The sequence below is a fragment of the Erythrobacter sp. LQ02-29 genome (assembly GCF_022576075.2).
Classification (GTDB): domain Bacteria; phylum Pseudomonadota; class Alphaproteobacteria; order Sphingomonadales; family Sphingomonadaceae; genus Alteriqipengyuania.
In genome coordinates this window covers 880,505-901,720 of the sequence record NZ_JANCNT010000001.1, presented here as the reverse complement: position 1 = coordinate 901,720, position 21,216 = coordinate 880,505, and the positions used below count along the sequence as shown (strand labels likewise).

The 21,216-nt window shown below is 67.0% G+C and carries 15 protein-coding genes; 6 read left to right on the top strand and 9 right to left on the bottom strand.

The window, feature by feature from the left end:
• Nucleotides 1-57: 57 nt before the first annotated feature.
• Entirely contained in the window at nucleotides 58-1,848 is a 1,791-nt protein-coding gene (gene recQ / locus MKP08_RS04445; protein ID WP_241555060.1) for a DNA helicase RecQ, read from the bottom strand.
• A gap of 150 nt (nucleotides 1,849-1,998) precedes the next feature.
• Here recQ and MKP08_RS04440 point away from each other — a divergent pair, with 150 nt between their 5' ends.
• Both MKP08_RS04440 and phhA read left to right on the top strand, forming a co-directional pair.
• Entirely contained in the window at nucleotides 1,999-2,340 is a 342-nt protein-coding gene (locus MKP08_RS04440) for a hypothetical protein (RefSeq protein WP_215229255.1), read from the top strand.
• 438 nt (nucleotides 2,341-2,778) lie between these two features.
• A complete protein-coding gene (phhA, locus tag MKP08_RS04435; RefSeq protein ID WP_241555059.1) occupies nucleotides 2,779-3,717 on the top strand; it encodes a phenylalanine 4-monooxygenase in 939 nt (312 codons plus the stop codon).
• Nucleotides 3,718-3,807: 90 nt separating this feature from the next.
• Here phhA and MKP08_RS04430 read toward each other — a convergent pair whose 3' ends face one another.
• The 5 genes from MKP08_RS04430 to MKP08_RS04410 all read right to left on the bottom strand — a co-directional run bounded on the left by MKP08_RS04430 (nucleotide 3,808) and on the right by MKP08_RS04410 (nucleotide 9,398).
• Complete coding sequence (locus MKP08_RS04430; protein ID WP_215229258.1) at nucleotides 3,808-4,071, bottom strand: hypothetical protein; 264 nt, start codon at nucleotides 4,069-4,071, stop codon at nucleotides 3,808-3,810.
• A gap of 81 nt (nucleotides 4,072-4,152) precedes the next feature.
• Complete coding sequence (locus tag MKP08_RS04425; RefSeq protein ID WP_241555058.1) at nucleotides 4,153-4,407, bottom strand: GlsB/YeaQ/YmgE family stress response membrane protein; 255 nt, start codon at nucleotides 4,405-4,407, stop codon at nucleotides 4,153-4,155.
• 65 nt (nucleotides 4,408-4,472) lie between these two features.
• Nucleotides 4,473-5,282, bottom strand: coding sequence for an undecaprenyl-diphosphate phosphatase (locus tag MKP08_RS04420; RefSeq protein ID WP_241555057.1), 810 nt, complete (start codon nucleotides 5,280-5,282; stop codon nucleotides 4,473-4,475).
• An 81-nt stretch (nucleotides 5,283-5,363) separates the two neighbouring features.
• Nucleotides 5,364-7,541, bottom strand: a complete 2,178-nt coding sequence (locus MKP08_RS04415) for a M13 family metallopeptidase (protein ID WP_241555056.1) — start codon at nucleotides 7,539-7,541, stop codon at nucleotides 5,364-5,366.
• A gap of 129 nt (nucleotides 7,542-7,670) precedes the next feature.
• A complete protein-coding gene (locus MKP08_RS04410) occupies nucleotides 7,671-9,398 on the bottom strand; it encodes an ABC transporter transmembrane domain-containing protein (RefSeq protein ID WP_241555534.1) in 1,728 nt (575 codons plus the stop codon).
• 305 nt (nucleotides 9,399-9,703) lie between these two features.
• On the opposite strand from MKP08_RS04410, the gene MKP08_RS04405 reads away from it, so the two are divergent.
• Nucleotides 9,704-10,924, top strand: a complete 1,221-nt coding sequence (locus tag MKP08_RS04405) for a polyhydroxyalkanoate depolymerase (RefSeq protein ID WP_241555055.1) — start codon at nucleotides 9,704-9,706, stop codon at nucleotides 10,922-10,924.
• A gap of 22 nt (nucleotides 10,925-10,946) precedes the next feature.
• Here the strand turns inward: MKP08_RS04405 and MKP08_RS04400 are convergent, their stop codons facing one another.
• The 3 genes from MKP08_RS04400 to MKP08_RS04390 all read right to left on the bottom strand — a co-directional run bounded on the left by MKP08_RS04400 (nucleotide 10,947) and on the right by MKP08_RS04390 (nucleotide 13,375).
• Complete coding sequence (locus MKP08_RS04400; RefSeq protein WP_241555054.1) at nucleotides 10,947-11,579, bottom strand: hypothetical protein; 633 nt, start codon at nucleotides 11,577-11,579, stop codon at nucleotides 10,947-10,949.
• Nucleotides 11,580-11,721: 142 nt separating this feature from the next.
• Nucleotides 11,722-12,900 (bottom strand): acetyl-CoA C-acyltransferase, encoded by a 1,179-nt coding sequence (locus MKP08_RS04395; protein ID WP_241555053.1) that lies wholly within the window; start codon nucleotides 12,898-12,900, stop codon nucleotides 11,722-11,724.
• 25 nt (nucleotides 12,901-12,925) lie between these two features.
• On the bottom strand, nucleotides 12,926-13,375 hold the full coding sequence (locus MKP08_RS04390) for a MaoC family dehydratase (RefSeq protein WP_241555052.1): 450 nt from the start codon (nucleotides 13,373-13,375) through the stop codon (nucleotides 12,926-12,928).
• Nucleotides 13,376-13,788: 413 nt separating this feature from the next.
• Here MKP08_RS04390 and MKP08_RS04385 point away from each other — a divergent pair, with 413 nt between their 5' ends.
• The 3 genes from MKP08_RS04385 (at nucleotide 13,789) to MKP08_RS04375 (ending at nucleotide 21,129) form a co-directional block, all read left to right on the top strand.
• The gene (locus MKP08_RS04385) at nucleotides 13,789-14,844 is read left to right on the top strand and encodes a hypothetical protein (RefSeq protein ID WP_241555051.1); all 1,056 of its coding nucleotides are present in this window, start codon (nucleotides 13,789-13,791) and stop codon (nucleotides 14,842-14,844) included.
• A gap of 197 nt (nucleotides 14,845-15,041) precedes the next feature.
• Nucleotides 15,042-19,682, top strand: a complete 4,641-nt coding sequence (gene gltB / locus MKP08_RS04380) for a glutamate synthase large subunit (RefSeq protein ID WP_241555050.1) — start codon at nucleotides 15,042-15,044, stop codon at nucleotides 19,680-19,682.
• A 10-nt stretch (nucleotides 19,683-19,692) separates the two neighbouring features.
• Nucleotides 19,693-21,129 carry a glutamate synthase subunit beta gene (locus MKP08_RS04375; RefSeq protein WP_241555049.1) on the top strand — a complete coding sequence of 479 codons (1,437 nt, stop codon included), beginning with the start codon at nucleotides 19,693-19,695 and terminating at the stop codon, nucleotides 21,127-21,129.
• Nucleotides 21,130-21,216: the final 87 nt, after the last annotated feature.

The window sequence follows — 21,216 nt, the reverse complement described above, 5'->3', positions numbered from 1 at the left end:
TGCCCGATATCGCCGGTCTAAATAGCATGTGCGGGCATGCGTCAGACGCAAGCGCTGTCAGTGTTCGCGGATCGCCTTCAGAAACCGCTCGCCATAAGTTTCCAACTTGCGCGCCCCAATTCCGGCGATGCGGCCCATTTCCGCGGCAGTTCCGGGGCGGCGCTCGGTCATCTCGCGCAAGGTGGCGTCGTGGAAGATGACGTAGGGCGGCACCAGCGCCTCCTCCGCCAGTTCACGGCGGAGCGCGCGGAGCGCGTCGAACAGCGGATCGTTGACCGGATTGGCGTCGCTGCCCGACCGGCGCCGGGTCCGGCTGCGCCGTGGCGGCAGAACGATGGCGACCTCCGCCTCGTCCTTCAGGATGGCGCGCGATCCCTCCCCCAGCGCCAGCCCGCCATGCTCGGTCGAAACGAGGGCGCCGCGCGCCTGGAGCGCCCGCGCGACCGGGCGGATCAATCCGGCCTCCTCGCCTTCGACGATACCGTGGACGGACAGGCGATCATGGCCTTTGGCCAAGACCCGCTCGTCCTGCGATCCGGTCAGCACCTTTTCCAGATGACCCAGGCCGAAGCTCTGCCCCGTGCGATACACCGCCGACAGCAGCTTGCGCGCGATCTGCGTCGCGTCGACCACGCCGGGCGGGTTCAAGCAGTTGTCGCAATTGCCACAGGTCTGCGGTGGGTCCTCCCCGAAATGGCGCAACAGCACGGCGCGGCGGCATCCGGCGGTTTCCACCAGGCCCGCCAGCGCATCGAGCCGGGCGTTCTCGCCGTGGCGGCGGTCCGGTGCCAGCTCCCCCAGCCGCTGGCGCGCCCGCGCGAAATCGCCCGCATCCCATAGCATCACCGCGCGTGCCGGGTCGCCGTCGCGCCCGGCACGGCCGGTTTCCTGGTAATAGGCCTCGATCGATTTGGGCAGCGCGGCATGGGCGACGAAGCGCACGTCGGGCTTGTCGATGCCCATGCCGAAAGCGATGGTGGCGACGATCACCATATCCTCGCTGGCGACGAAGGCGGCCTGGTTGGCGGCGCGCGTGTCCGCGTCCAACCCCGCGTGATAGGCGCGCACCTCGCGCCCCGTCGCCCCGCCCAGCTTCTCGGCCAGCTCCTCCACCTTGCGCCGGGTCGGCGCGTAGACGATGCCCGGTCCCGGCTCCTCCTCCATCATCTTGACCAGCTGGCGCACGGGGTTGTCGCGCGGACGGATGGCGTAGCGGATATTGGGGCGATCGAACCCGGCAACGATCAGCCCCTCTTCCGGAATGCCGAGCTGGGCGAGGATGTCGGTGCGGGTGTGCGCATCCGCCGTCGCGGTCAATGCGAGGCGCGGCACGTCCCCGAACGCATCCATCATGGGGCGCAGCTGGCGGTAGTCGGGGCGGAAATCATGGCCCCATTCGGACACGCAATGCGCCTCGTCGATCGCGAACAGGGCGATGCGCGCCGCGCTTAGCAGATCCCGGAAATGGGGCTGGCTGGCGCGTTCGGGCGCGACGTAGAGCAGATCGAGCTCGCCTGCGCGGAACGCGTCCTGCGTCTCGCGCCAGTCGGCGTCCGCGCTTGTCAGCGTAGCCGCGCGGATGCCGTTGGCCCGCGCGCTGCGCAACTGGTCGTGCATCAGCGCGATCAGCGGGGAGACCACGACGCAGCACCCTTCCATCACGGTGGCCGGCAGCTGGTAGGTCAGCGACTTGCCTGCGCCGGTCGGCATCACCGCCAGCGTGGATCGCCCGGCCAGCACCCGGCCCACGACCTCCGCCTGCCGCCCGCGAAAATCGTCGAACCCGAACACCTCGCGCAAGGCGGTGCGGGCGCGCTGAGGAACGGGGTATGCGGCTGGTTCGGACATGCCGCGCCCCTTGTGCAGAGCGGGTGCCGCCTTGCAAGCGGGGCGACACGCTTTTCCCCTTGGCCGCAGCCCGGCACGGCGGCTATCACGCTTGCGAGCGATCATGGGCCCTCCGGCCCGGTCGCGATCCATTCGAGGGAGAATTTCCAGATGAAAACCACTTTCCGTTTCGGTCTCGCACTTACCGGCGCGCTGGCGCTGGCCGCCTGCGGCAGCTCGGACAACGCATCGGACGACGCGCAGGCGGATTCGGTCGAAATGCCGGCCGAGGACGCGATGGCCGACGTGACCGAGACTCCGGTGATGGACGAGCAGGGGACGACCGCAACTCTCGCCCCCGCGACGCGCAATCGGCTTGAAGAGGCGCAGGACAAGGCCGAGGAAGCCCAGCAAAGCGCGCAGAACGCAGGCGAAGCGGCCGCTGCTGCCGCCGCCGATGTGCAGGCCGCGGCGGAAGAAGCCGCCGCCCAGGCCGAACAGAAGACCAACTGAGCACGGCCCGCAGCCTTTCGGGCATGATGGCGGAGGCGGACGGGTCCCTGCGCCCTTGCACGCAACGGGGCGGTCTGCGCCCCGGCCCCGCCATCATGCTCGGCTGCACGCTGGTATTCGGCCTGCGGTCCGGGCGGGAACGATCCGGGCACCGGCGAGGTCACCATGGGCAAGGCACGCCGCCTGAACGCGGCGACCGCCCGGATAGAGGACGAGCGCCTTCCCCCGGCGGCGCTGAACGAATCCTCGCCCGGCGATAGACCAGCCGCATCCCCCCTCTCAAGGGACGGCAACACGCCGGGCGATTGACGTGTGCGTAACGACACCAGCGACGCTTGCTTGCGCTAGCGTGTCCGAGGCCCCATTTTCGTAGAGCCTATTCATGCGCCTGCGACCGCTCCGGTCCCTGCGCGAACCACACAGAAGGAGGGAGCGCCGATGGCCACGCCTGCCCGTACCGAACCCGATTTCTCGACCATTCCCGACTTGCCGGAGGATGTCTTCACCGCGCCGCTCAAGCGGCCCGAACATGTCGGCGACGACTGGCTTGAGCCCGCGCAGACGCGGTATGATTCGGAAGACGACGCGGTCTGGAACGACCTCTTCGCCCGGCAGATGGAGGTCCTGCTCGGCCGCGCCGCCAGCGCGTTTCTGGCCGGGCTCGAGAAACTCGACCTGGGCCGGGGCGGTGTACCCGATTTCGGCGACCTGTCGGAGGAACTGGGCAAGCTCACCGGGTGGAGCGTGGTGCCGGTGCCCATGCTGATCCCCGACCACGTGTTCTTCTGGCACCTCGCCAACCGGCGGTTTCCCGCGGGTAATTTCATCCGCACGCGTGAGACCTTCGACTACATCCAGGAACCCGACGTGTTCCACGATGTGTTCGGCCATGTCCCGATGCTGACCGACCCGGTTTATGCGGACTACATGCAGGAATACGGCAAGGCCGGGTGGAAGGCGATGCACCACAACCGGTTGAAGGCGCTCGGCGCGCTCTACTGGTACACGGTCGAATTCGGCCTGCTGCGAGAGGAAGAGGGACTGCGCGCCTATGGCGCCGGGATTCTGTCCGGGCCGACCGAGGCGGTGTTCGCGGTGGAAGCGCAAAGCCCCAACCGCATCATGCTGAATGTCGATCGGGTCATGCGGACGGACTACGTCATCAGCGACCTGCAGCCGACCTATTTCGTGATCGAGAGCTTCGAGGATCTCTACCGCCAGACGGTCGAACGCGATTTCGACCGGCTCTATCGCAATCTCTCGCCCGCCTTCACCTATGCCAATTCGGCGGTGATCGACGTCGACAACGTGGTGCACCGGGGCACGCAGGAATATCTGCTGCGCGGCGGCCGCGGCAGCGGGGCGAAGCCGGTCTAGCGCCGAAGGGCGGCCCGGTCCGAACAACAAAAAACCGGCCAGGGATGGCTCCCGGGCCGGTTTTTCGTAACCATCGATGATGGCAGGTGCTTACTGACCGGCGGCTTCGTCGGCAGCTTCGCCCTGCTCTTCCATCGCGTCGGCCTTGTCGTCGGCCGCGTCCTTCATCGCATCTTCCTGCGCGTCGGAAATCTGGCCCGAATCTTCCATGGCGTCGGCGGTCTGGTCGACCTGCGCTTCCATCGCTTCGCCCTTGTCTTCGGCGGCTTCTTCACGCGGTCCGTCGCAGGCGGCGAGGCCGAGGCCCAGCGCGGCTACGGAAGCGAACATGGCGGTCTTTGCGGAAAATTTCATGGTGTTCTCACCCCTTTGTTGCTTGGGAGAGCGGGGCATAGCAACGCTATCGCCCCCGCGTAAGAGGAAATGTCGGTAAGATTAACGCAGCACGGTGCGGCGCAGAATGGCAAGGCCGGTCAATAGCGCCATTCCGCCGATCAGGGCCGCCAGGAGCGCCCAGGGGGAAACCCCGACCTGCAACGGACCGGGATTGGTCAGCCCACCGCAGCCCAGCGCCCCGACCAGGGCGACTGCGATATTGAGCAGGATATCCTGCCCGTCCTCGGTCTCGCAAATGATACTGGCGAGCCAACCGAGAATACCGCCGATGGCAACCAGGACGATCAGTCCCATGTGAACTTCCCCGCGAATTGGTACGATACCGAAAACGCGAGCCACACTATGGTTCCCTGGAAGCGTTAACGCAGCGCGAGCCAGGCGACGGCCGCGCCGCCGATCACGATGCGGTACCAGGCGAACGGCGCGAAGCCGTGGCGGCTGACATAGGCGACGAACGCGCGGATCACGCCGAGAGCCACGAAGAAGCTGACGACGAAGCCGATCGCGATCTCGCCCCAGCCCACACTGCTGCCCCCCGATAGCTGGTCGCTCTTGGTCAGCAGCTCCAGCGTGGTCGCGCCTACCATCGTCGGCACCGCGAGGAAGAAGGAGAATTCGGCGGCAGTCTTGCGGTTAACGCCCATGGCCAGTGCCCCCATGATGGTCGCGCCGGACCGGCTGACCCCGGGCACCATGGCGAGGCATTGTGCCAGGCCGACGCCCAGCACCTTCGCCAGCGGGAGGTCGGCGACGCTTTCCTCACCCTTCGGGTTCGCGACGCGCTCGATCGCCAGGATGGCGATGCCGCCGACGATCAGGGCCCAGCCGACCACGGACGGGCTGCCCAGCAGGATGTCGATATAGTCCTTGAGTGCGAGGCCCAGCACCGCGCTGGGGAGGAAGGCGACCAGGATGTTGCGCGCGAACCGCACGCCGTGCTGCTTCCACTGGAGCAGGTCGACCAGCGCCCCCCAGAAAGTGCCCCAATACTGGTACACCACGGCCAGGATCGCGCCCAGCTGGATGACGACGTTGAACATCGCCCATTGCGCGGCGTCGTAACCGAACAGCTCGGTCGCGAGGATTAGGTGCCCGGTCGAGGATACGGGAACGAATTCGGTCAGTCCCTCGACGATGCCGAGCAGGATGGCGGTGATGGTCTCGTTCATGCGGCCCCCATGAAGAAAGGGCGGGGCAAGTCAAGCGACCTGCCCCGCCCCCGATTGCGGAAACGCGTTCGATCGACGCGATTACCAGATATGTACGCGCTTTTCGGGCGGCAGATAAAGGGCATCCTGCGGCGTCACGTTGAACGCCTTGTACCAGGCATCCATGTTGCGGACGACGCCGTTGACGCGGAACTGCTCCGGGCTGTGCGGATCGGTGCGCAGACGCTGGCGCTCCGATTCCTCGCGCTGCTTGGAACGCCACACCTGCGCCCAGGCGATGAAGAAGCGCTGATCGCCGGTCAGCCCGTCGATCACCGGCACGTCCTTGCCCTTGGTCGCGATCTTGTAGGCGCGGTAGGCGAGGCTCAGCCCACCGAGATCGCCGATATTTTCGCCCAGCGTCAGGCGGCCGTTGACGCAGGTTTCGCCGTCGTCGAGCGGGCAGAACTGGTTGTACTGCGCCACCACCTCGTCACCCAGCTTGTCGAACGCCGCCTTGTCGGCGTCGGTCCACCAGTTGCGCAGCAGGCCGGTACCGTCGGATTTCGCGCCCTGGTCGTCGAACCCGTGGCTCATCTCGTGCCCGATTACGCCGCCGATGCCGCCGTAATTCACCGCGATATCGTTCGACAGCGCGAAGAACGGCTGTTGCAGGATGGCGGCGGGGAAGACGATCTCGTTCTTGGTCGGATTGTAATAGGCGTTCACCGTCTGCGGCAGCATGCCCCATTCGGTGCGGTCGATCGGGCCGCCCAGCTTGGACAGCATGTCGCTCCATTCCCACTTGGACGAGGCCATGCGGTTGGCGATCGGATCGGTCGCGCTGATCTGGAGCCCGGGGTAGGTTTCCAGATTGTCGCGATAGCCGATCTTAGGATCGAACGCGTCGAGCTTGGCGAGGGCCTCCTGCTTGGTTTCGGCCCCCATCCAGTCATTGTCCTGGATCGACTGGCGCAGGGCCACCCGCAGGTTCGCGACCAGGTCCTCCATCGCCGCCTTGTTCTCTGGCGGAAAGTACTTTGCGACATACTGCTTGCCGACCAGTTCGCCCAGCAGGCCTTCGGTCTCGCCGATCGCACGCTTCCACCGCGGGCGCTGCTCCGGGGTGCCGTTCAGCGTGGTGCCGTAGAAGGCAAAATTTGCATCGTCGATCTTGCTCGGCAGGACCGAGGCATTGCTGCGCAGGAACTGCTTGGCCGTCCAGGCCTGCAGCACCTCGACCGGCGTATTCACCAGCAGGTCGAGCATCGCCGGCGTTCCGCCGCCGATCTTCGCCAGCGTCGCCTCGTCCAAGCCGAGCTGCTCCGCACGCTCCGCGCTGGGCGGCATGTCGCCCACCACGAACTTGTCGGTGTCGCCGAAACCGCTGGTCTTCAGCAGGGCCGCCATCGGAAAGCCCTGGTTGAGGGCGACCAGCTGGTCGGGCGTCAGCGCGGTGTAGGTCAGGTCGCGGTTGCGGCTGGTCGCGCGGTCCCAGCTCACCTTGCGCGCGATCTGGTCCTCGAAATCATAGACCTTCTGGGCGGTCGCCTGCGGGTCGCTGTAACCGGCCTGGCCGAACATGAAGGCGAGATAGTCGCGATACTTCGACTGGATCTCCTTGCCCTTCTCGCTGTCGTCCAGATAGTAATCGCGGTCCGGCAAGCCGAGCCCACCCGATCCGACATAGACGGAATAGCGCGTGGGCTCCTTCGCATCGACGGTCACGAAGCCGCCGACCGGCGAGGCGTAGCCGGGCGTCGCCCACAGCGTGGCGAGGTCGGCGAGGGTCCCCGCGTTCTCGATCTTGTCGAGATAGGGCTGCGCCGGGGCGAGGCCCGCTGCATCGATCGCATCTTCGTCGTAGAACGCCTTGTAGGCATCCGCGATCCGCTTGTCGTCCGCCGACATCGCGCCCTTCTGCGCGACCATGTCGTCGACCAGCGTCTTGACGTCGGCGGTGGACTTCTCGCCCAGCAGGTTGAAGGCACCGAAGCGCGAATATTCGGGCGGCAGCGGGTTCGCCGCCAGCCACTTGTCGTTGACGTAGTCGAAGAAATCGTCACCCGGGTCGACCGACTTGTCGATCGAGGTCGGATCCACGCCCCAGGTACCGAAGCTCATCGTCGGCGTATCGACGTCGCTCGCCTCGTCACCGGCCGGCGCGAGCATCTCGATCGCGCTCTCCTGCTCCGCGAGGGACAAGTCGTGCGCCGCGGCGGGCAATGTTAGGCCGAGCGCCAAGGCGCTGGCGGTGGTCGCGAATACGGTACGGATCATAAGTCTGGCATCCCCTGTCCAAAAACAATTCTACGGAAGATCGCGGCCATGCCGGAGAGCAACCGCGAAACGTGAAGTTATCTCATTGTTGCACATGTAACTTACACGGGCCTGAACGACCGGCAAGCTTCACGAGGCGCTCTGCATGTCGAATTGCAGCCGGGCGAGCCGTTCGTACAGGCCGCCAGCGCTGGCCAGCCGATCGTGCGAACCCTGCTCCACGATGCGGCCATCCTCCATCACCACGATCCGGTCCGCGGCGCGAACGGTCGCGAGGCGATGCGCGATCACCAGCGTGGTGCGGTCGCGCATCAGCTCGTCCAGCGCGTCCTGCACCAGCCGCTCCGCCTGCGCGTCGAGCGCGCTGGTCGCCTCGTCCAGCAGCAGGATCGGCGCATCGCGCAGGATCGCGCGGGCGATGGCGAGGCGCTGTTGCTGCCCGCCCGACAACCGCGTGCCGTTCTCGCCCAGGAACGTGTCGAGCCCCTCGGGCAGCAGGCGCAGGAACTCGTCCGCATGCGCGGCGCGGGCGGCGTTCCAGATTTCCTCGTCGCCCGCGTCCCAGTTGCCATAGCGCAGATTGTCGCGCGCATTGGCGGAAAACAGGACCCCGTCTTGGGGAACGAGGGCGAAACGCTCGCGCAGATCGGCGGGATCGAGCGCGGTCAGCGGCACCCCGTCGACGCGGATCGTACCCGCCTGCGGGTCGTAGAAACGCTCGGCCAGCTGGAAAATGGTAGACTTCCCCGCGCCGGAGGGGCCGACCAGCGCGACCGTCTCGCCCGGCTCGATCTCCAGGCTGAAATCGCTGATCGCGGGCAGGTCGGGCCGGGTGGGATAGCGGAAGGTGACGTTGCGGAACGACAGGCTGCCCCGCGCCGGTTCGGGCAAGCGCTCCGGCCTAGCGGGCACGGCGATGTCCGGCCGCTCCAGCATCAATTCGTTGAGCCTGCTGGCCGCGCCCGCCCCGCGCAGCAGATCGCCGAACACCTCGGTCAGCGCGCCGAAGGCGGCGGCGACGATCATCGCGGCAAACACGAAGGCGCCGATGGTCCCGCCGGTAATCAGCCCTTCCGTCACCATCACCGCGCCGCGCCAAAGCAGGATCGTGATCGCGCCGAAGACGAGGATCGTGAGCACGGATGTCATGATCGCGCGGATCATGATGCGGCGCCGGGCGATGTCGAACGCGCCCTCCACCGCCGATCCAAAGCGTTCCTGCTCCCGGTTCTGCTGGTTGAAGGCCTGCACCACCTTCATCGCCGACAGCACTTCGGTCACCATTGCGCCGACATCGGCCACCCGGTCCTGGCTGGTGCGGCTGATGGCGCGCAGGCGCGAGGCGAACAGGACGATCGGGACGATCACCAGCGGGATGGCGAGGAACAGATAGACGGCGAGCGAGGGGGCGAGCCAGAACAGATAGGCCGTTCCCAGCACCGCCATCACCAGGTTGCGCAGCGCGATCGAGACCGTCGTCCCGACCACCTGCTCCACGATGGCCGTGTCGGATACCATGCGCGAGGAGATCTCCTTCGGACTGTTATGTTCAAAAAAGCTGGGCGACAGCCGCATCAGGTTCGCCTGCACCTTGCGGCGGATATCGGCGACCACACGCTCGCCCAGCCAGCTGACGAAATAGAACCGCACCGCGGTGCCGATGCCCAGCACGAAGACCAGCAGCAGCAGATAGCGGAACCAGCGCCCCACTTCCTGCGACACGCCGCCGAAGCCGCGATCGATGATCAGCTTCAGCGCGGACGGCAGGGCGAGCGAGGTGATCGTCGCGGTGATCGTGAGCGCCACGAGGGCGAAGGTCAGCTGCAGCGGATATTTCTTCAGCTCGCGCAGGATCATTCCCAGCGGACGGAGCGAACGCGGCTGCTTTTCCTCCCCGTCTTCCCTGCGGGCCCGGCGCCGGGCGAACAGGCCACGCCGTGGCGCGTCTTCTCCGGGATGTTCTGAGGGATCGGATGCCATCGCGCTGTCAGTTAGCGAGTGAGCGCCGCCAAATCCACCGGGCAATCAGTCGGGCAGGCGCATTTCGGGACGCTCGCCCATACGGTACGTTGCCAAACCGCACGCAATCCCTATGTTGCACCGCACAATCGCCGACAGGTACCCGGCAGCGGCACCACGGCACTCGCAAGCGAGGAATTTCAGTGCTCTACCACGCCTACGAATTGCAGCGCAGCTGGCTCGAAGGGGCCAGTGCCTGGGCCTCCATCGGCTCCGAGATGGCCACCAATCCCGCCAATCCTCTGTCCTATACCGGCTGGGGATCGATGGCGGGCAGCGCGCTGGAAGTGTTCGCCCACGCGTCCGCCGGTCATGGCAAGCCTGCGTTCGGCATCGAAAGCGTGACCGTGGATGGCAAGGCCGACCCGGTGTGCGAGGCGACCGTGCTGTTCCGCCCGTTCGGCAATCTCAAATATTTCAAGCGCGATAACCTGCCCGAAGGCGCGCCCAAGCTGCTGATCGTCGCGCCCATGAGCGGCCACCACGCCACGCTGCTGCGCGGCACGGTGGAACGCATGGTGGAAAGCTGCGAGGTGTACGTCACCGACTGGCTCGACGCGCGCGACGTACCGCTGACCGATGGCAGTTTCGACCTCGACGATTACATCGATTACCTCGTCGCCTTCCTGGATCATATCGGCCCCGGCACGCATATGCTGGCCGTGTGCCAGCCGAGCGTGCCCGCGCTGGCCGCGACCGCGATCATGAACCGCGACGATCATCCGGCGCGGCCCGCCTCGCTGACCATGATGGGCGGGCCGATCGACACGCGCGAAAGCCCGACGACGGTCAACGATCTCGCTATGGATCGCCCGCTGTCCTGGTTCCGCCGCACCGTGATCGCCACCGTGCCTTCAAACTATGCCGGCGCGGGGCGCAAGGTCTATCCCGGCTTCCTCCAGCTCGCCGGCTTCCTCAGCATGAATCTGGGCAGCCACATCCAGTCGCATTACGAGATGTACAAGCACATCCGCGAAGGCGACGACGAGAGCGCGCAGGCGACCAAGGATTTCTACGACGAATATCGCTCGGTCTGCGACATGACCGCGGAATTCTATCTCCAGACGGTGGAGGAGGTGTTCCAGAAGCACTCCCTGCCCGAAGGCGAGTTCATGCACCGGGGCAAGCGGATCGATCTGGGCGACATCACCGACACCGCGATCCTGGCGATCGAGGGCGAGCGCGACGATATTTCGGGGCTGGGCCAAACCAAGGCCGCGCTGAAGCTGACGCCCAACCTGCCGGACGCGAAAAAGAAGTACCACATGGCCCCCAATGTCGGCCATTACGGCATCTTCAACGGCAGCAAATGGCGCACGAAGATCGCGCCGGTGGTAGAGGATTTCATCGCCGCGAACGGCTGAGGGAAAACGCTCGGGCGGCGCGCTAGCGCGCGTCGCCGATGACGCGCATCGCGTCGTTCGCGCAGTCGAAGCCGGGCGCGAGACTGTCCGCCAGTTCGCGCGCCCGGCCATTGGCATCGGGGGTATCGCCCGCGATCTGCGCCACCCGGCAACCCGGCATGTCGCCGCTGCCCACCTTCTCGATCGCGAGGACGCTGCGCGGGTCGTCCTGCCGCGTCACGTCGTGATAGCGGAAGATCGCGGCATAGGGCACGCCGCCGCGCAGCCGCCATTCGATCCGGTCGCCGATGCTGTTGAACGCGCCGATGCTCTGGAATTTCGCGTTCTCGACCCCGGCATCGAGGTCGAAGCGCCCGTCTCCCTCGTAAACGAACAGCGGCACGTCGCCGAGCCCCGGGCAGCGCCAGTCGGTGCTCGCCCCTTCCTCCGACGTGTCGGTGACCGTGCACTTGTCGAGGTCGAGCTGCGTATAGGCCGAAGTGATCGCGTCCGCGGGCTCCGGCGTTGCGGTGCCGGTCCGGGCAACCGGCGACGTGCCAGCATTAGGCCGCGGCGACGGTGTCTCCTGCTCGCCCGCACCGCCGCCGCCGCCGCCACAGGCGGTAAGCGCGAGGAGTGGCAGGGCAATCAGGGCGATCGGGGCGGGGCGGCGCATCGTCATTCTCCCGGGGGACACATGTCCCTCTCCCCGAACGCGAAGGGGCGGCACACGGTTTCCCGCATGCCGCCCCGTACCCGTCCAAGGGTATGTGGTAATGCGCGCCGCCAGACCTCACGGCCGGTGACGCGCGAAAGGTCTAGAAGACTTCGAACAGTCCGGCGGCACCCATGCCGCCGCCAACGCACATGGTGACGACGACGTATTTCGCGCCACGACGCTTGCCCTCTATCAGCGCGTGACCGGCGCAGCGCGCGCCGGTCATGCCGTAGGGGTGGCCGATCGAGATCGAGCCGCCGTTGACGTTCAGGATGTCGTTGTCGATGCCCAACTTGTCGCGGCAATAGAGCACCTGCACGGCGAACGCCTCGTTCAGCTCCCACAGCCCGATATCGTCGACCTTCAGGTCGAACCGGTCGAGGAGGGCGGGGATCGCGAAAACCGGGCCGATGCCCATCTCGTCGGGCTCCGTGCCCGCGACGGCCATACCGACATAGCGGCCGAGCGGTTCGAGCCCGCGCTTCTCGGCTTCTTTCGCTTCCATCAGCACGCTGGCGCTGGAACCGTCGGACAGCTGGCTGGCATTGCCGGCGGTTATCGTGGTGCCTTCGCCCATCACCGGCTTGAGGCTGGAAAGCCCCTCCAGCGTGGTTTCCGGGCGATTGCCCTCGTCCTTGTCGATGGTGATCTCGACGTCGGAGACCTCGCCCGTTTCCTTGTCCTTCACCTTGTGGGTGGTGGTGACGGGCACGATTTCGTCGTCGAACTTGCCTTCGGCCTGCGCCTTGGCGGTGCGCTGCTGGCTGGCGAGGGCGTATTCGTCCTGCGCCTCGCGGCTGATGCCGTAGCGCTGCGCGACCGTTTCGGCGGTCTGCAGCATCGGCATGTAGATCGCGCCGTGCATCGCCATCAGTTCGGGATCGGGCATCACCCGCATTTCGGGCGTCTGGACCAGGCTGATCGATTCCTGGCCGCCCGCGGCGACCACGTCCATCCGGTCGATGATGATCTGCTTCGCCGCGGTGGCGATGCTCATCAGGCCGGACGAGCACTGGCGGTCGATGGTCATGCCGGACACGCCGATCGGGCATCCGGCGCGCAGCGCGACCTGGCGGCCCAGATTACCCGCCTGCGCACCCTGCTGCAGGGCGGAGCCCCATACCACGTCCTTGACCTCGCCCGGATCGATCTTCGCGCGTTCCATCGCGGGGGCGAGGGAATAGCTACCCAGAGTGGCGCCCTTGGTGTCGTTGAACCCGCCCTTGTAGGCGCGCCCGATGGCGGTGCGGGCGGTGGAGACGATGACTGCGTCGCGCATGATACTACCTCTCTTGTGTCCGGTCTTATACGAAGAACTGGGTGATCCACTCGCAGATCAGGGCGGGTTTCTCCTCGCCCTCGATCTCGATCGTGATCTCGACCGTCTGTTGCCACTGGCCCGGCTTCTTCTCGACCATTTCGACGAGCTTCCAGATGCCGCGGATGCGCTTGCCCGACTTCACCGGGTTGATGAAACGGGTTTTGTTGCCGCCGTAATTGATCCCCATCTTGATCCCGTCGGGGCGCGGCAGATCGCTGTTCTGCGACAGATAGGGGATCATCGAGAGGGTCAGGAAGCCGTGGGCGATGGTGCCGCCGAACGGCGTCATCTTGGCCGCTTCCTCGTTCACATGGATGAACTGGTGGTCGCCGGTCGCCTCGGCGAACTGGTTGATCCGCTCCTGGCTGATCTCGACCCATTCGCTGGTGCCGATCTGCTCGCCGGTCTTTTCGGCGATTTCCTGGGGGGTCATGGGGCCTCTCCTTGTTGCGTCCATTCAGGCGCCCTCATGACCGATCGAACCGGCTAGCGCAACGTGCGGGCCCCTGCCGCTACGGCCTGCTGGCCTCCGCCAGCGCCGGGCCGCCCCAGCCGCGCGCCGATCCCGCGCCGCGACGGCGAATCGAGGCGCTTGCAATAGGAGTCGAGCGCGATCTGCAGCCCGATCGGCATCATGAGGAAGGTGTGATGGGCGCGGCCTCACCTGCCTGCGGCACGAGAGGCTGGACGACCTGGACGGCACGGCACGACTGGGACCGCAACACGAGGCGTTATCTTTCTGTTTACCATCACCTGATAGCCCGGATGGGCACTGGGATCGTCTTCGCCGCCGCCCGACGGGCGGGGCGCACGGTCCCCCGGGGGAAGTTCAGGGGATTTCGCGCCGTGACGGCACAGCAAGACACCGCACCATCCTTCGCCCATACCGGACCGAGCCTGCTCGATCGCCTGCGTTTCGGCAAGATCGGCGCGCGGCGCCGGACCGCCGCCTCTGCCACCATCCCCGCCCATCCGCTGTTCTCCGCCTTCGTCGCCATCTGGTTTGCCGCCCTGTTCGGGATCGGCGTCATGCTGCTGCCCATCGCGCTCCTGGAAGCGCTGGTCGTCCGGCTGGGGATCGATTCGGTGATCCCCGCCGCCGCACCGCCGCTGAGCGATACCGCGCACCTCCTGCTCGCCCTCGCTTTCGCTGCGGTGGGCGCGCTGCTCGGCCTGGTTCTCGCCCGCATGGTCGCTTCGCAGGAGCCCGCCCGGGCACCCGCACCCCACCCCCGCAAAGCCGCGGATCGCCATCGCGACGCGCCGGTGAAGCGCCCGATCTCCGCGATCGAGGAGCTGGGCGAGGAAGGGCTGGGCCCCGTCCGCGACATCGTACCCGCCCGGCACGAGAGGCCGGCGGAGCGGCAGACGGCCACCGATGACGCCGGCGATTTCGAACCTCTCCCGGCCTCGGGTCGCGGCGAACTTGCCATCCCGTCCTTCCTGCGCGCGCCGCTGTCGCTCGATCCCGAATTCGCGCCTTTCGATCCCGATACCAGCTTCGAGCTGGCGCAGACGGGACTGTGGCGACCGGTCACCGACACGCCCGCCCCGGCACCCGCCATGGATCGCGCGGCCGAAGAGCCCGCGCGGCACTCCTTGCCCGAGGTCGAGCCGCCGCTGGCGCAGGTGCCTCTCGAAGACCTGGGATGGCCCGCGATGCTGGAGCGGTTCGCACAGGCGCTCTCGGGCGCCGGCGAGCGGCCCCAGCCGCGCACGGACGAGCGACTTCGGGCCGAGCTGGCGCGCGCGGGCAACGCCATCGGCGCGTGGCCGCCCCGCCGATCCGTGCCCCTGGATGCGCTTGAAAACTCGGACGAGATCCCGTCCGATCCGGCCGAAACGGAACGCGCCCTGCGCCGCGCGATCGAGCGGCTGGGGCGGCTGAGCGGAGCGGCCTGAGCCCGCGCCCGATCCGCCTCGAACTGCACCGGGGGCAAGTTCTTCTTGGCCGGTCCCCGCTTGCAAAAAACACTTCCTGTCTTCAATAGAAGCTTTCGCGAAAGTTTCGGAGCGGCTTTGCCCGACGAGACGCGTGCTTCATTGCCGCGCCCCGCGCCCGCCGTGGTGCCAAGCGGCCGCAGACAGGGTTTTGGACGATGGCATATCCGGCTCCGCAGGGCCTCTACGATCCGCGCAACGAACATGACGCATGCGGCGTCGGCTTCGTCGCGCATATCAAGGGCGAGCGGAGCCACGACATCGTCACGCGGGCGCTGGAGATCCTCGCCAATCTCGACCATCGCGGCGCGGTCGGGGCCGATCCGCTGCTGGGCGACGGCGCGGGCATCCTGCTGCAGATTCCCGACCCGCTGATCCGCCGCTGGGCGGACGAAAACGGCCACGACCTGCCCGAGCCGGGAAAGTACGCCGTCGCGATGTGCTTCCTGCCGCAGGACGAGGAACCGCGCGACTTCGTGATCGCGCAGTTCGAGAAGTTCGCCGAGAAGGAAGGCCAGCGCGTCGTCGGGTGGCGCGACGTGCCGCTGACCATGGATGGGCTGGGCAAGGCGGTGATCGACGCGATGCCGGTCATCCGCCAGTGCATCATCGCCTGCGGCGAGAACTGCGCGGACCAGGACGCGTTCGAGCGCAAGCTGGTGGTGATCCGCAAGCAAACGTTGAACCCGTTGGCGAAGCTGGCGCAGAAGCACGATCTGCCCGGCCTGACACAGGCCTATATTCCAAGCTTCTCCAGCCGCACCATCGTTTACAAGGGGCTGCTGCTCGCAAACCAGGTCGGCAGCTTCTACGACGATCTGCGCGATCCGGCCTGCGTTTCCGCGCTCGGTCTGGTGCACCAGCGCTTCTCCACCAACACCTTCCCCAGTTGGCGGCTCGCCCACCCCTATCGCCTGATCGCCCATAATGGCGAGATCAACACGGTGCGCGGCAACGTGAACTGGATGGAGGCGCGGCGGCGGGCGATGGAAAGCGACCTGCTCGGCCCCGATCTCGACAAGATGTGGCCGCTGATCCCGCACGGTCAGTCCGATACCGCCTGCCTCGACAACGCGCTGGAGCTGCTGATCACGGGCGGATACTCGCTCGCCCACGCGATGATGATGCTGATCCCGGAGGCGTGGGCGAAGAACCCGCTGATGGATGACGGCCGCCGCGCATTCTACGAATACCACGCCGCGCTGATGGAGCCGTGGGACGGCCCGGCCGCGGTCGCCTTTACCGACGGGCGGCAGATCGGTGCGACGCTGGATCGCAACGGCCTGCGCCCGGCGCGCTATTGCGTGACGAAGGACGACCTCGTCTGCCTCGCCTCGGAAAGCGGCGTGCTGCCCTTCGCCGAAGAGGACATCGTGCGCAAATGGCGGTTGCAGCCCGGCAAGATGCTGCTGATCGACCTGGAGGAAGGCCGCATCGTCGAGGACGACGAATTAAAGGCCGGGCTGGCGGAGGCGCACCCTTACGCCGAATGGCTCGACCGCACGCAGTACAAGCTGGCCGATCTGGAAACGATCGACGCCGAACTGGCCGAGGTCGAGACCGGCGAACCGAGCCTGCTCAAGCGGCAGCAGGCGTTCGGCTATACGCAGGAAGACATCTCCCGCTTCCTGGAGCCGATGGGGGTGAACGGCGACGATCCGATCGGGTCGATGGGCACCGATACCCCGATCGCGGTGCTCTCCAACAAGAGCCGCCTGCTTTACGACTATTTCAAGCAGAACTTCGCCCAGGTCACCAACCCGCCGATCGACCCGATCCGCGAGGAGCTGGTGATGGGCCTGCTGTCGATGATCGGCCCGCGCCCCAACCTGCTCGGTTTCGATGCCGGTACGCATAAGCGGCTCGAGGTCGCGCAACCGATCCTGACCAGCGAGGATCTGGCCAAGATCCGCTCGGTCGAAAGCACGCTCGACGGGGCATTCCGCACCGCCACGGTCGACATGACCTGGGACGCCGATGTCGGGGTCGAGGGGATCGAGCTCGCGATCAAGGAGATGTGCTGGGCCGCGACCGAGGCGGTGCTGCAGGATGCGAACATCCTGGTCCTGTCCGACCGCGCGACGTGCGAGGGCCGCGTGCCGCTGCCCGCCGCGCTTGCCACCGCCGCGGTGCACCACCATCTGGTGCGACAGGGGCTGCGCATGCAGACCGGGCTGGTGGTCGAAACCGGCGAGGCGCGCGAGGTGCACCATTATTGCGTGCTCGCGGGATATGGCGCGGAAGCGGTCAATCCCTGGCTCGCCTTCGACACGCTGGACGAGCTGCGCGCGCGCCGCCATCCCGACCAGTCGCCCGAAAACGTGCAGCAAAACTATATCAAGGCGATCGGCAAGGGCATCCGCAAGGTCATGTCCAAGATGGGCATATCGACCTACCAGTCATACTGCGGCGCGCAGATCTTCGACGCGGTCGGCCTGTCGAGCGATTTCGTGGAGCGTTTCTTCACCGGCACCGCGACCACGATCGAGGGGATCGGCCTGAACGAGGTCGCCACGGAGGCGATGCGCCGCCACGAGGTCGCCTATGGCGACGATCCGATCCATGCCGAAATGCTCGATGTCGGCGGCATCTACCAGTACCGCTTGCGGGGCGAGGACCATGCCTGGACCCCGACTTCGGTCGCAAACCTCCAGCACGCGGTGCGCGGCAACGATCCGAAGAACTACGCCGAATTCGCGAAGGTGATGAACGAGCAGTCCGAGCGGCTGCTGACCATTCGCGGTTTGATGGAATTCAAGCGGGCCAAGCACCCGATCCCGGTCGAGGAGGTCGAACCCGCGGCCGAGATCGTGAAGCGTTTCTCCACCGGGGCGATGAGCTTCGGTTCGATCAGCCGCGAGGCGCATACGACGCTGGCGCTGGCGATGAACCGCATCGGCGCGCGCTCCAACACCGGCGAAGGGGGCGAGGAGGTCGATCGCTTCGCCACGCTCGACAATGGCGATTCGATGCGCAGCCGGATCAAGCAGGTGGCATCGGGCCGCTTTGGCGTGACGACCGAATATCTGGTCAATGCCGACGACATCCAGATCAAGATGGCGCAAGGCGCGAAGCCTGGCGAGGGCGGCCAGCTGCCCGGGCACAAGGTCGACAAGGCGATCGCCGCAGTGCGCCATTCGACGCCCGGCGTGGGCCTCATCAGCCCGCCGCCGCATCACGACATCTACTCGATCGAGGATCTGGCGCAGCTGATCCACGACCTGAAGAACGTGAACCCGGCGGCGCGCATTTCGGTGAAGCTCGTCTCCGAAGTCGGCGTCGGCACGGTCGCCGCCGGTGTGTCGAAGGCGCGCGCGGATCACGTCACCATTTCGGGCTACGAGGGCGGCACCGGCGCTTCGCCGCTGACGAGCCTGACCCATGCCGGCTCCCCGTGGGAAATCGGCCTTGCGGAAACGCAGCAGACGCTGCTGCTCAACGATCTGCGCAGCCGCATCAACGTGCAGGTCGATGGCGGCCTGCGCACCGGCCGCGACGTCGCCATCGGGGCGCTGCTGGGCGCGGACGAGTTCGGCTTCGCCACCGCGCCGCTGATCGCGGCGGGCTGCATCATGATGAGGAAGTGCCACCTCAACACCTGCCCGGTGGGCGTGGCGACGCAGGACCCGGTGCTGCGCGCGCGCTTCACCGGCACACCCGAGCACGTCATCAACTACTTCTTCTTCGTTGCCGAGGAACTGCGCCAGATCATGGCCGAGATGGGTTTCCGCACCGTGGACGAGATGGTCGGGCGGGTCGACCGGCTCGACATGGCGCGCGTCCACCGCCACTGGAAGGCGGACGGCGTCGACCTGTCGCGGATCCTCCACCGCGTCTCGGTCCCCGCGGGCCGTAGCCTGCGCCAGACCGAGGTACAGGATCATGGCCTCGCCGGGGCGATGGACAACGAGCTGATCGAGGCGTGCCAGGGCGCGATCGAGACCGGCGAGCCGGTGGTGCTGGAGCGCGAGATCCGCAACGTGAACCGCACCGTCGGCGCGATGCTGTCGGGCCGGATCGCCGAGGCGCGCGGCCTTGCCGGCCTGCCGCCCGAGACGATCCGCATCAATCTGAACGGCGTGGCCGGGCAGAGCCTGGGCGCATGGCTTGCGCACGGCGTGGTGCTGGAACTGACCGGCGATGCCAACGACTATGTCGGCAAGGGGCTGTCGGGCGGGCGCATCGTGGTCCGCCAGCCGCGCGGCGTCGATCGCGAGCCGGGCGAGAACATCATCGTCGGCAACACCGTGCTCTATGGCGCGATCGCGGGCGAGGCCTATTTCGAAGGCGTCGCGGGCGAACGCTTCGCGGTCAGGAATTCGGGCGCGATCGCGGTGGTCGAGGGCGCGGGCGACCATGCCTGCGAATACATGACCGGCGGCGTCGCGGTCGTGCTGGGCCGCACGGGGCGCAACTTCGCGGCGGGCATGTCGGGCGGCATCGCCTATGTGCTGGACGAGGACGGCCAGTTCGCCGACCGGGTCAACCCGGCGCAGGTCGAACTGCGGCGGATCGATCCGGCGCGCGACAGCGAGGACGGCACCGGCCGCCCGAGCCAGCGCCCGCACAGCGTGCTCGATTTCGGCATGGGCGACATGCTGCGCCACGATGCGGAGCGGCTGCGCATCCTGCTCGAACGGCACAAGCTGCACACCGGCTCGGCCAGGGCGGCGGCGCTGCTCGACGATTGGGACAATGCGCTCGGGCGGTTCGTGAAGGTGATGCCGACCGATTACGAACGCGCGCTGCGCCAGCTCGAGGACGAGCGCGAGGAAGCCGCGACCGAGGCGGCGGAATAAGGGTCAGGACATGGGCAAGGAAACCGGATTTCTCGAACTCGACCGGCAGGAGCGCACGTCGATCCCGCCCGAGGAGCGGCTGAAGACCTACAAGGAATTCACCGTCCCGTTCGACGACGACACGCTGCGCGGGCAGGCCAGCCGCTGCATGAATTGCGGCATCCCGTATTGTCACAACGGCTGCCCGGTGAACAACATCATCCCGGACTGGAACCACCTGGTCTACGAGGACGACTGGAAGAACGCGCTGACGGTCCTCCATTCGACCAACAATTTCCCCGAATTCACCGGCCGCATCTGCCCCGCCCCGTGCGAGGCGGCGTGCACGCTCAACATCGTGGACCAGCCGGTGGCGATCAAGGCGATCGAATGCGCCATCGTCGATCGCGGGTGGGAAGAGGGCTGGATCCGCCCGCAGCTGCCGAAAACGCAGACCGGCAAGTCGGTCGCGGTGATCGGCAGCGGCCCTGCCGGCCTCGCCTGCGCGCAGCAGCTAGCGCGCGCCGGCCACGCGGTGACCGTGTTCGAGAAGAACGACCGCGTCGGCGGGCTGCTGCGCTACGGCATTCCCGACTTCAAGATGGAAAAGCACCTGATCAACCGGCGCGCCGTGCAGATGGAAGCCGAAGGGGTCGTGTTCAAGACGAGCGCCGAGGTCGGCGTCGACGTCAGCTTTTCCGCCCTGCGCGAGAATTTCGACGCCATCGTGATGGCGGGCGGCGCGGAGGAAGCGCGCAGGCTCGACATTCCCGGCGCGGAACTGCCCGGCGTGCGGCTGGCGATGGAATTCCTGACTCAGCAGAACAAGCGCAATGCGGGCGATGACGAGGTTCGCGCCGCCCCGCGCGGCAGCCTGACCGCGACCGGCAAGCACGTGATCGTGATCGGCGGCGGCGACACCGGCTCCGACTGCGTGGGCACCAGCAACCGGCAGGGCGCGAAGAGCGTCACCCAGCTGGAGATCATGCCCAAGCCGCCGGAGAAGGAAGACAAGGCCACCACCTGGCCGCACTGGCCGCTGAAGCTGCGCACCTCCAGCAGCCACGAGGAAGGGGCCGACCGCGACTGGGCCGTCCTGACCAAGCGGGTGGTCGCCGAGAACGGCACGGTTACCGGCCTCGAATGCGTGCGGGTCGAGTGGAAGGACCGCGAGATGCAGGAGGTCGAGGGCAGCGAATTCACCCTGCCCGCAGACCTCATCCTGCTCGCGATGGGTTTCACCGGGCCGAAGAAGCGCGGCCTGCTCGACCGCGCGGGCGTCGCGCTGAGCGAACGCGGCAACGTCCACGCGGACGAGAAAGGCTACGCCGCCAGCGAGCCCGGCATCTTCGCCTGCGGAGACATGCGCCGCGGGCAATCGCTGGTCGTCTGGGCCATCCGCGAAGGCCGCCAATGCGCCGCCGCCGTGGACGAGGCGCTAATGGGGCACACCGACCTGCCGCGCTAGGGCGCGCTGTATTGCACAGCCGATAAATCATCGTCGCCCCGGGCTGGACCCGGGGCCGGTGCTGCGTTCGGCTGACGCGGCGGATCG